This is a genomic window from Herbiconiux sp., assembly GCF_023264895.1.
Taxonomy (GTDB): Bacteria; Actinomycetota; Actinomycetes; order Actinomycetales; family Microbacteriaceae; genus Herbiconiux.
Genome location: NZ_JAHFUY010000131.1, coordinates 1 through 8,683, shown reverse-complemented (window position 1 = coordinate 8,683; position 8,683 = coordinate 1). Strand labels below are relative to the sequence as shown.

11 protein-coding genes and 1 pseudogene are annotated in these 8,683 nt (G+C 68.0%); all 12 read right to left on the bottom strand.

All coding sequences use genetic code 11. From position 1 onward, the window contains the following. Window positions 1-641 (bottom strand): annotated as a pseudogene (locus tag Q0D57_RS18345) (F0F1 ATP synthase subunit alpha); the annotation flags it as partial. 53 nt (window positions 642-694) lie between these two features. Then, the gene (locus tag Q0D57_RS18340; protein ID WP_291046780.1) at window positions 695-1,492 is read right to left on the bottom strand and encodes a F0F1 ATP synthase subunit delta; all 798 of its coding nucleotides are present in this window, start codon (window positions 1,490-1,492) and stop codon (window positions 695-697) included. Between the two features lie 4 nt (window positions 1,493-1,496). Next, entirely contained in the window at window positions 1,497-2,048 is a 552-nt protein-coding gene (locus Q0D57_RS18335) for a F0F1 ATP synthase subunit B (RefSeq protein ID WP_291046779.1), read from the bottom strand. Between the two features lie 31 nt (window positions 2,049-2,079). After that, complete coding sequence (atpE, locus tag Q0D57_RS18330) at window positions 2,080-2,316, bottom strand: ATP synthase F0 subunit C (protein WP_271206551.1); 237 nt, start codon at window positions 2,314-2,316, stop codon at window positions 2,080-2,082. 46 nt (window positions 2,317-2,362) lie between these two features. Continuing rightward, window positions 2,363-3,145 carry a F0F1 ATP synthase subunit A gene (gene atpB, locus Q0D57_RS18325; protein WP_259527274.1) on the bottom strand — a complete coding sequence of 261 codons (783 nt, stop codon included), beginning with the start codon at window positions 3,143-3,145 and terminating at the stop codon, window positions 2,363-2,365. 183 nt (window positions 3,146-3,328) lie between these two features. Then, on the bottom strand, window positions 3,329-3,799 hold the full coding sequence (locus Q0D57_RS18320; RefSeq protein ID WP_291046774.1) for a hypothetical protein: 471 nt from the start codon (window positions 3,797-3,799) through the stop codon (window positions 3,329-3,331). 3 nt (window positions 3,800-3,802) lie between these two features. After that, complete coding sequence (locus Q0D57_RS18315; protein WP_291046773.1) at window positions 3,803-4,999, bottom strand: MraY family glycosyltransferase; 1,197 nt, start codon at window positions 4,997-4,999, stop codon at window positions 3,803-3,805. A 3-nt stretch (window positions 5,000-5,002) separates the two neighbouring features. After that, window positions 5,003-5,653, bottom strand: a complete 651-nt coding sequence (locus Q0D57_RS18310; RefSeq protein ID WP_291046771.1) for an L-threonylcarbamoyladenylate synthase — start codon at window positions 5,651-5,653, stop codon at window positions 5,003-5,005. Between the two features lie 53 nt (window positions 5,654-5,706). After that, window positions 5,707-5,895 carry a PLDc N-terminal domain-containing protein gene (locus tag Q0D57_RS18305; protein WP_259527295.1) on the bottom strand — a complete coding sequence of 63 codons (189 nt, stop codon included), beginning with the start codon at window positions 5,893-5,895 and terminating at the stop codon, window positions 5,707-5,709. Between the two features lie 22 nt (window positions 5,896-5,917). Then, window positions 5,918-6,799: a peptide chain release factor N(5)-glutamine methyltransferase gene (prmC, locus tag Q0D57_RS18300; RefSeq protein WP_291046784.1), complete on the bottom strand. Its 882-nt coding sequence runs from the start codon at window positions 6,797-6,799 to the stop codon at window positions 5,918-5,920. A 41-nt stretch (window positions 6,800-6,840) separates the two neighbouring features. Next, a complete protein-coding gene (gene prfA, locus Q0D57_RS18295; protein ID WP_259527297.1) occupies window positions 6,841-7,920 on the bottom strand; it encodes a peptide chain release factor 1 in 1,080 nt (359 codons plus the stop codon). Further along, window positions 7,920-8,683 (bottom strand): transcription termination factor Rho (rho, locus tag Q0D57_RS18290; RefSeq protein ID WP_291046768.1); only part of this gene is annotated, 764 nt, incomplete at its 5' end. The genes prfA and rho, both read right to left, overlap by 1 nt.

The following is an 8,683-nucleotide window of genomic DNA, read 5'->3' as shown; positions in this document are numbered from 1 at the left end:
CCCTTCTGGCCGATCGCGACGTAGATGCAGCGCACCTGCTTGTTGGTGTCGCCCGACTCCCAGTTGGCCTTCTGGTTGATGATCGTGTCGATCGCGATGGCCGTCTTGCCGGTCTGGCGGTCGCCGATGATCAGCTGACGCTGGCCGCGGCCGATCGGGATCATGGCGTCGATCGCCTTGATGCCGGTCTGCATGGGCTCGTGCACGCTCTTGCGGGCCATGACGCCAGGGGCCTGGAGCTCGAGCTCGCGACGGCCCTCGGCGACGATCTCGCCGAGACCGTCGATCGGGTTGCCCAGCGGGTCGACGACCCGGCCGAGGTAGGCGTCGCCCACGGGGACCGACAGCACCTCGCCGGTGCGGGTGACCTCCTGGCCCTCCTCGATGCCGGTGAACTCACCGAGCACCACGACGCCGATCTCGTCTTCGTCGAGGTTCTGGGCGAGGCCCAGCGTGCCGTCGGAGAAGCGGATCAGCTCGTTGGCCATCACACCGGGCAGACCCTCGACGTGGGCGATGCCGTCGGCGGCGTCGATGACGTAGCCGACCTCGCTGGTCGAGGTCTTGCCGGGCTCGTAGGCCGCGACGAAGTCCTTGAGAGCGTCGCGGATCTCATCGGGGCGGATCGTAAGTTCAGCCATCGTTTTCCCTTTTCTGGTGGGGTCGTACCCCAGTGTGTTCCTGTGCCCGCGGGTTAGCCAGCGAGCTGAAGTCTCAAATCGTTGATGCGCGTCGCCACGCTGCCGTCGATGACGTCGTCACCGATCTGGATGCGCACGCCGCCCATGACCTTGGGGTCGATGACCTGGTTGAGCTGCACCGAGCGGCCGTACTGCGCCGCCAGGGTCTTCGCCAGACGCTCGCTCTGCGCGGCACCGAGGGGCGTGGCCGTGGTGACGGTCGCCACCGCGGAGCCCGACTGGTCGGCCACGATCGACGAGGCGAAGCGCACGAGCTCGCCGATCCGGCGACCACGCGGCTGGGTGACCAGCTGGCGCACGATCGCGACGGTCTGGGCCGAGGCCTTGCCGCTCAGCAGGCGCTCGACGAGTGCCCGCTTCTGATCGGTGGAGCCGAGCTTGGAACCGAGCGCGAGCTCGAGCTCCGCGTCGCTGGACACGGCCCTGGCGAACTCGAACAGTTCCGCGTCGACCGCTGCCGAGGCGGGTGCCGAGCCTGCCACGGCCCGGATCCCGATCTCCTCGATGCCGGCGAGCAGGTCGGAGTGACTCGACCAGCGGCTCTCGGCGATGCTCACGAGGAGCTCGACGGCCTTCGGGTCGTAGCCCGTGCCGAAGAGCTTCCGCACGAGCGCGGCCTTGGCGCTGTTCTCGGCACCGGGGTCGGAGAGTGCTCCGAGCAGGTGTGACGAATCACCGATGATCCGACCAGCGGCGAAGAGCTCTTCTCCCGTGGCCAGATCGACCGCGGAGCCGAGGCCCGCGAGGCGAGCCTTGGCGTTCCCGAGGGCTTCTCTGGTCGCGCTACCCATGTGCTTACTTCTTTCCCGCGGTGTCGGAGGCCTCGAGGTCGGCGAGGAAGCGGTCGACGAGCGCCGTCGCCTTCGCGTCGTCGGAGAGCGACTCCCCCACCACGCCGGAGGCGAGGTCGATGGCGAGCGAGCCCACCTCGGAGCGCAGCGAGACGAGCGCCGCCTGACGGTCGGCCTCGATCGCCACCTGGGCGTTGGCCTTGACGCGCTCGGCGTCGGCCTGGGCCTGGGCGTTGATCTCCGAGCCGATCCGCTGAGCGTCGGCACGAGCCTGCTCACGGATCTTCGCGGCCTCGGAACGAGCCTCGGCCAGCTGAGCTGTGTACTGCTCGAGAGCGGCCTCGGCTTCGCGCTGGGCGACGTCGGCCTTCTCGATGTTGCCCTCGATCGCAGCAGAACGCTCATCGAGGAGCTTCTTCATGCGGGGCAGCGCGACTCTCCAGAAGAAGATGAGGATGACGACGAAGCACACCGACGACCAGATGATGTCATACCACTGGGGAATAAGCGGGTTGGTCGTTTCGCCCTCGGCCGCAGCCAGAACTGCTTGAAGCATTCCAGCCTCCTTATCGATCGAAGATGGGCTACTAGGAGGTGAAGATGAAGTAGGTCGCGATACCGATGAACGCGAGCGCCTCGGTGAATGCGATACCGATGTACATCAGCACCTGGAGGCGGCCGGCGAGCTCGGGCTGGCGGGCGACACCCTCGATGGTCTTGCCGACCACGATGCCCACGCCGATGGCGGGGCCGATCGCTGCGAGGCCGTAGCCCATGGTCGCGACGTTGCCGGTGACCTCAGCGAGGATCGATACATCTGCCACGTTTGTTTCCTTCCGTGATGGTGGTTCAGGCGGTCGCCTGGAACCCTTAGTGTTCCTCAGCCAGCGCGAGCTGGATGTAGACAGTGGTGAGTAGGGCGAACACGTACGCCTGGAGCACGGCGACGAGGATCTCGAACAGCGTGAACACGAAGCCGAACGCGAGCGTTCCGACACCGAAGAGGGCGTAGAAGCCGCCGGCGGTGAAGAAGAAGAACTGCGTGGCCGCGAAGAAGAGCACGAGCAGCAGGTGGCCGACGACCATGTTCATGAGCAGCCGGAGCGTGAGCGTGATCGGCCGCAGGATGAAGGTCGAGAGGAACTCGATCGGCGTCACGATGATGTAGAGCGGCTTCGGCACCCCGGGCGGGAACAGCGCGTTCTTGAAGAACGCCCCCGGGTGCTTCTTGAGGCCCGCGTAGATGAACGCGAACCACGCGACCACGGCGAGCACGAGCGGCATGCCGATGGTCGAGTTCGCCGAGATGTTCAGGAACGGGATGATGCCCGTGATGTTCATGAACAGCACCGCGAAGAAGATCGTGGTGATCAGCGGGAGGAAGCGACGGCCGTCCTTCTTGCCGAGCAGGTCTTCGGCGATGTTGACCCGGGCGAAGTCCAGGCCCATCTCGACGACCGACTGGAAGCGGCCAGGCACGATCTTCATGCGGCGCGTGCCGAGCCAGAAGATCAGGATGATCGCCAGCACCGCGAGGATGCGGATGAGGACGATCCGGTTCATTTCGAACGGCGTGCCAGCGAAGAAAATGGCGTCCGGGAAGAACTCCTCGATCGACGGACCGTGGAAACCACCATCGTCGGAGGTTGCCATGGGGGCTAGCAGGTTCACAGCGTTAGCTATCAGCGCTATCTCCTGTTTCGGGGCGTGGAACTCCGAGAGTTCTCGCGACGACGAACGGTGGGGGGTTTTTGCTGCGTCATGGCGTAGAACACGCTTCCTGCAGGCAAGCTAACCCTATCAAGACAAAGGGTGGCCTGACTAATCGAGGTCGGCTCACTCGCCGCTCGGCAGCCGCACGTCGGACGCGTAGGACATGCGGCTGCGTGCCACGACCACGACATCCACCACGAGCGTGCCGAGCACGGCGGTGACGATGCTGAGGAAGAGCACGATGTCGTTCAGCCACGGCTGGCCGCGGAGCACGACGACGAGCACGATGAAGAGCACGAACTTCACGATCCACGACCCGAGGACGATCACGAAGAACAGCGTCGTGTAGAGGGGGGAGTCGTTGAAGCGGTTGGCCACGAGGATGCTGCCGGCCGTGACGCCGGCGAACACGAGCACCATGGCCGTGCCGATGAGGGCGCTCCAGGCTCCGGGCCAGCCGACCACCAGGAAGCCGATCACTCCCCCGACCACGGCGATCACGGCGGCGAGGATGGCGTCCCACTTGAGGATGGTTGAGAAGACCGAACTCGAGGCGGGCTTGGGGTAGTTGCCGCGGATGATGGGGTCTGACACGGTCTAGTGCTCCTTGATGTCGTCGGCGGCCGCGTCGAGCGGGTCGTCGCCGGCACGGACTTCGGCCTCGAGGGTGCCCGCGTCGGCGGACTGGGCCTTGATCTCGCGCCGCTTCAGCGGGCTGAGGGGGGCGAGGGTGAGCGCGGCGCAGATCACGATGCCCACGCCGAGGAAGATGAAGGCGATCCAGTAGGGCTGCAGCACGAACAGCAGCAGGCAGCCGACCGAGATGACCGTGGTCCAGGCGTAGAAGATCAGCACGGCCTGCAGGTGCGAGTGACCCATGTCGAGCAGGCGGTGGTGGAGGTGCTTGCGGTCGGCGCTGAACGGGCTCTTGCCCGCGCGCAGGCGACGGAAGATCGCGAGCCCGAAGTCGAGCAGCGGGATGACGAGGATGGCGAAGGGAAGCAGGATCGGCAGGAACGCCGGGAGGAGCTGCGACCGGCCGAGCTGGGCGGGGTCGATCTGCCCGGTCACGGCGATGGCGCTCGTGGCCATCAGGAGCCCGACGAGCAGGGCGCCCGCGTCGCCCATGAAGAGCTTGGCGGGGTGGAAGTTCAGCGGCAGGAAGCCCGCGCACGCCCCGATCAGCACCGCGGTGATGAGGGAGGCGAGGTTGAAGTAGTCGGTGGGCGAGGTGTCCTGGGCCAGCAGGTAGCTGTAGATGAAGAACACGCCGTTGGCGATGAGCGCGACGCCCGCCACGAGGCCGTCCAGGCCGTCGATGAAGTTGATGGCGTTCATCACGAGCACGACAGCGAGGATCGTGATCACGAGCGACATGCCGCTCGATCCGATCGTGAGGCCGCCGATGGGCAGGGAGACGATCTGCACGCCCTGCCAGGCGAGCAGGAACGCGGCGATGATCTGGCCGGCGAGCTTGGTGAGCCAGTCGAGATCCCAGATGTCGTCGGCCACACCGATCAGCACGATGATGAGGGCGGCGCCGAGGATGGCCCAGACCTTGCCGGGTTCGGCGAAGACGAGGCGGAACCAGCTGATCTGCGAGGCCACGCCGATCGCGATCACCACGCCGAGGAACATCGCGATGCCGCCGAGCCGCGGGGTGGGCCTCGTGTGCACGTCGCGCTCGCGGATCTTGGGGTAGAGCCGGTAGCGGTTGCTGAGCTTGTAGATGACGAAGGCGAGCCCGAAGGTCACGACCGCGGAGACGAGGGCGACGAGGAGGTAGAAGCGCATGGGTCAGGCGCCTGCCAGGAGGTCGCCGGCGACCTCACGCAGGGCGTCGTCGCTCACCGCGCCGTGGCGGACGATCCGGAACGCGGCCGGATCGGTGGCGTCGAGGATGGTGGAGGCGCTGCCACCGTCTCGCACTCCCCCATCGAGGTAGACCGAGACGCTGTCGCCGAGCATGCCCTGGGCCTCGGCCGCGGTCATGGCGGCGGGCTGCCCGGTGAGGTTGGCGCTCGAGACCGCGAGCGGCCCCGTCTCGGCGAGGAGGGCGAGGGCGATCTCGTCGTCCGGCATGCGCAGGGCGACCGTGCCGCCCGTCTCGCCGAGATCCCAGGCGAGCGAGGGCGTGGCGCGGAGGATGATGGTGAGCCCGCCCGGCCAGAACGCCTTCACGAGGTCGCGCACGGCATCCGGGATGCCCGTGGCCAGCGCGTCGAGGGTGGCGAGGCCCGGGATGAGCACGGGCGGCGGGGACTGCCGGGTGCGGCCCTTGGCGTCGAGCAGGCGCTGCACGGCCGAGGGTGTGAAGGCGTCGGCGGCGAGGCCGTACACCGTGTCGGTGGGCAGCACCACGAGTTCGCCCTTGGCGATCGCGGCCCGTGAGAGGCGCATCCCGGTGAGGAGCTCCGTCGGCGCGGAGCAGTCGTAAAGTGCAGCCATCTCGCTGTCCATGATAGCCGGAGCCGTCTTCCGCCCTCGGGCGGAGGCGACGGCTACTTGGAGACCCGGCCGCGGCCGAAGATCAGCCAGAGGATGGAACCGAGGATCGAGAGGAAGAACGCCACCAGGATCCAGACGAACTTGCCGACTCCCCCGTGGTTGGGGTTCTTGACGATCGAGACGACCGTGACGATGAAGATGATGAGGCCGACGACGCCGAACGTGAATGAGATGGGTTCCATGAGTGCCTCCTGGCGTGGGGTTCTAGCGTAGCGCCGTGGTGGCGCGATCACGGCCTGTGAGATCGCGGTGGGTCGCGGTGGCGCGCCAGCCGTCGGCCTCGAGGAGCGCGCGGATGTCGGCGCCCTGCAGTTCGCCGTGCTCGATCACGAGGGTTCCGCCCGGGCGGGTGAGTCGGGCAGCCGTCTGCGAGACGCTCCGCACCACGTCGAGCCCGTCCTCGCCGCCGTAGAGGGCGTGCTCGGGGTCGTGCAGGCGCACCTCGGGATCGCGCGGGATCGCCCCGAGCGGGATGTACGGCGGGTTCGAGACGACGACGTCGAAGCGGCCGCCCTCCTCGGGCAGGGCGTCGGCGAGGTCGATGAAGATCAGGCGGGAGTTCGGGGCGCCGACCCGGCGGAAGTTCTCCTTGGCCCAGATGAACGCGGCGGTGGAGTTCTCGACGGCCACCACGCGGGCGTGCGGCACCTCGGTGGCGAGGGCGAGCGCGATGGCGCCGCTTCCCGTGCCGAGATCGACGGCAGCGGGCTCCGCCTCCTCCGCGAGAAGAGGGTCGCCCGCGGGCACGACGGCACGCAGGGCGTCGATGGCGAGGCCGGCCACGAACTCCGTCTCGGGCCGCGGCACGAAGACGCCGGGGCCCACCGAGAGCTCGAGCGAGCGGAAGAACGCGGTGCCCGTGATGTGCTGCAGCGGCTCCCGGGCGGCCCGGCGCTCGACGGCCTCGACGATCGCGAGGGTCTCCTCGGGGCCGATCGGCGCATCCGTCACCGTGAGCGACTGCACGCGACCGCGCGAGGCGCCGAGGACATGGCCGATCAGCAGCTCGGCGTCGACCTGCGGGTCGGCGATGCCGCTCGCCGCGAGGATGTCGACGGCGCGCTGGAACAGCGAGCGCACGGTCACGGGGCGATCGAGGCCCGGGCGCTCGGTGATGACGCCGGCCGTCACGAGTCGGTCCCGATGGCCGCGAGCCTCGACTCCTCGTCGGCCGTGATGGCCGACTGGATGATGGGCTCGAGCGCGCCGTCCATCACCTGGTCGAGGTTGTACGCCTTGTACCCGGTGCGGTGGTCGGCGATGCGGTTCTCGGGGTAGTTGTAGGTGCGGATGCGCTCGGAGCGGTCGACCGAGCGGATCTGGCTCTTGCGGGCCGCACTCGCCTCGGCGTCGAGCTCCTCCTGCTGCTTGGCGAGGATGCGGGCGCGGAGCACGCGCATGCCGGCCTCACGGTTCTGCAGCTGGCTCTTCTCGTTCTGCATCGACACCACGATCCCGGTGGGGAGGTGGGTGATGCGCACGGCGGAGTCGGTCGTGTTGACCGACTGGCCGCCGGGGCCGGAGGAGCGGAACACGTCGATCTTGAGGTCGTTGGGGCTGATCTCGACCTCTTCGGGCTCGTCGACCTCGGGGAAGACGAGCACGCCGGCGGCGGAGGTGTGGATGCGGCCCTGCGACTCGGTCGCGGGCACGCGCTGCACGCGGTGCACGCCGCCCTCGTACTTCAGGTGCGCCCAGACGCCCTCGGCGGGGTCGGCCGAGCGACCCTTGACCGCGATCTGCACGTCTTTGTAGCCGCCGAGATCGCTCTCGGTGCGCTCGAGGAGCTCGGTCTTCCAGCCCTTCGACTCGGCGTAGTGCAGGTACATGCGAAGCAGATCGGCCACGAAGAGCATGCTCTCGGCACCGCCCTCACCGCCCTTGATCTCCATGATCACGTCGCGGGCGTCATCCGGGTCGCGCGGGATGAGGAGGCGCCGGAGCGTCTCCTCCTTCTCCACGAGCGACTCCTCGAGGCTCGGGATCTCCTCCGCGAACGCCGGATCCTCGTCGGCGAGCTCGCGCGCCGCCTCGAGGTCGTCGACGTTCTGCTGCCACGCGGTGTGCGCGGCCACGATGCGGCTCAGCTCGGCGTAGCGCCGGTTGACCCGCTTCGAGCGCGCCGGATCACCGTGGAGCGCGGGATCGGACAGCTGCTGCTGCAGGTCGTCGTGCTCGGCCTGCAGGGCCGCGACGGACTCGAACATCAGTCGGCCTTGTGGCCAGCGTGCCCGTTGCCGTTGCTGTGGCCACCCGCGGGAGCGGGCATCGACTTCTGCACCTGCATGAGGAACTCGACGTTCGAGGAGGTCTCCTTGAGGCGGCCGAGCACGATCTCGAGCGCCTGCTGCTGGTCGACACCCGCGAGGGCACGACGGAGCTTCCAGGTGATCTTGGTCTCGTCGGCGCCCATCAGGAGCTCCTCGCGGCGGGTGGACGACGCGTTGACGTCGACGGCCGGGAAGATGCGCTTGTCGGCGAGCTGACGGGAGAGGCGGAGCTCGGAGTTGCCGGTGCCCTTGAACTCCTCGAAGATCACCTCGTCCATCTTCGAGCCGGTCTCCACGAGAGCGGTCGCGAGGATCGTGAGCGATCCGCCGTTCTCGATGTTGCGGGCGGCTCCGAAGAAGCGCTTAGGCGGGTACAGCGCCGAGGCGTCGACACCACCGGAGAGGATGCGGCCGGAGGCCGGCGACGCCAGGTTGTAGGCGCGGCCGAGGCGGGTGATCGAGTCGAGCAGCACGACCACGTCGTGACCGAGCTCGACGAGGCGCTTGGCGCGCTCGATGGCGAGCTCGGCGACCGTGGTGTGGTCTTCGGCCGGACGGTCGAAGGTGGAGGCGATGACCTCGCCCTTGACGGTGCGCTGCATGTCGGTGACCTCTTCGGGCCGCTCGTCGACGAGCACGACCATGAGGTGCACCTCGGGGTTGTTCGTGGAGATCGCGTTGGCGATCTGCTGCAGCACGA

What these genes read in the sequence shown, in the direction of transcription:
- atpB (WP_259527274.1), bottom strand. Translation starts at nt 3,145, where the DNA reads ATGGCAACCTCCGACGATGGTGGTTTCCACGGTCCGTCGATCGAGGAG.
- Q0D57_RS18310 (WP_291046771.1), bottom strand. Translation starts at nt 5,653, where the DNA reads ATGGCTGCACTTTACGACTGCTCCGCGCCGACGGAGCTCCTCACCGGG.
- Q0D57_RS18305 (WP_259527295.1), bottom strand. Translation starts at nt 5,895, where the DNA reads ATGGAACCCATCTCATTCACGTTCGGCGTCGTCGGCCTCATCATCTTC.
- Q0D57_RS18340 (WP_291046780.1), bottom strand. Translation starts at nt 1,492, where the DNA reads ATGGGTAGCGCGACCAGAGAAGCCCTCGGGAACGCCAAGGCTCGCCTC.
- prfA (WP_259527297.1), bottom strand. Translation starts at nt 7,920, where the DNA reads ATGTTCGAGTCCGTCGCGGCCCTGCAGGCCGAGCACGACGACCTGCAG.
- Q0D57_RS18315 (WP_291046773.1), bottom strand. Translation starts at nt 4,999, where the DNA reads ATGCGCTTCTACCTCCTCGTCGCCCTCGTCTCCGCGGTCGTGACCTTC.
- Q0D57_RS18335 (WP_291046779.1), bottom strand. Translation starts at nt 2,048, where the DNA reads ATGCTTCAAGCAGTTCTGGCTGCGGCCGAGGGCGAAACGACCAACCCG.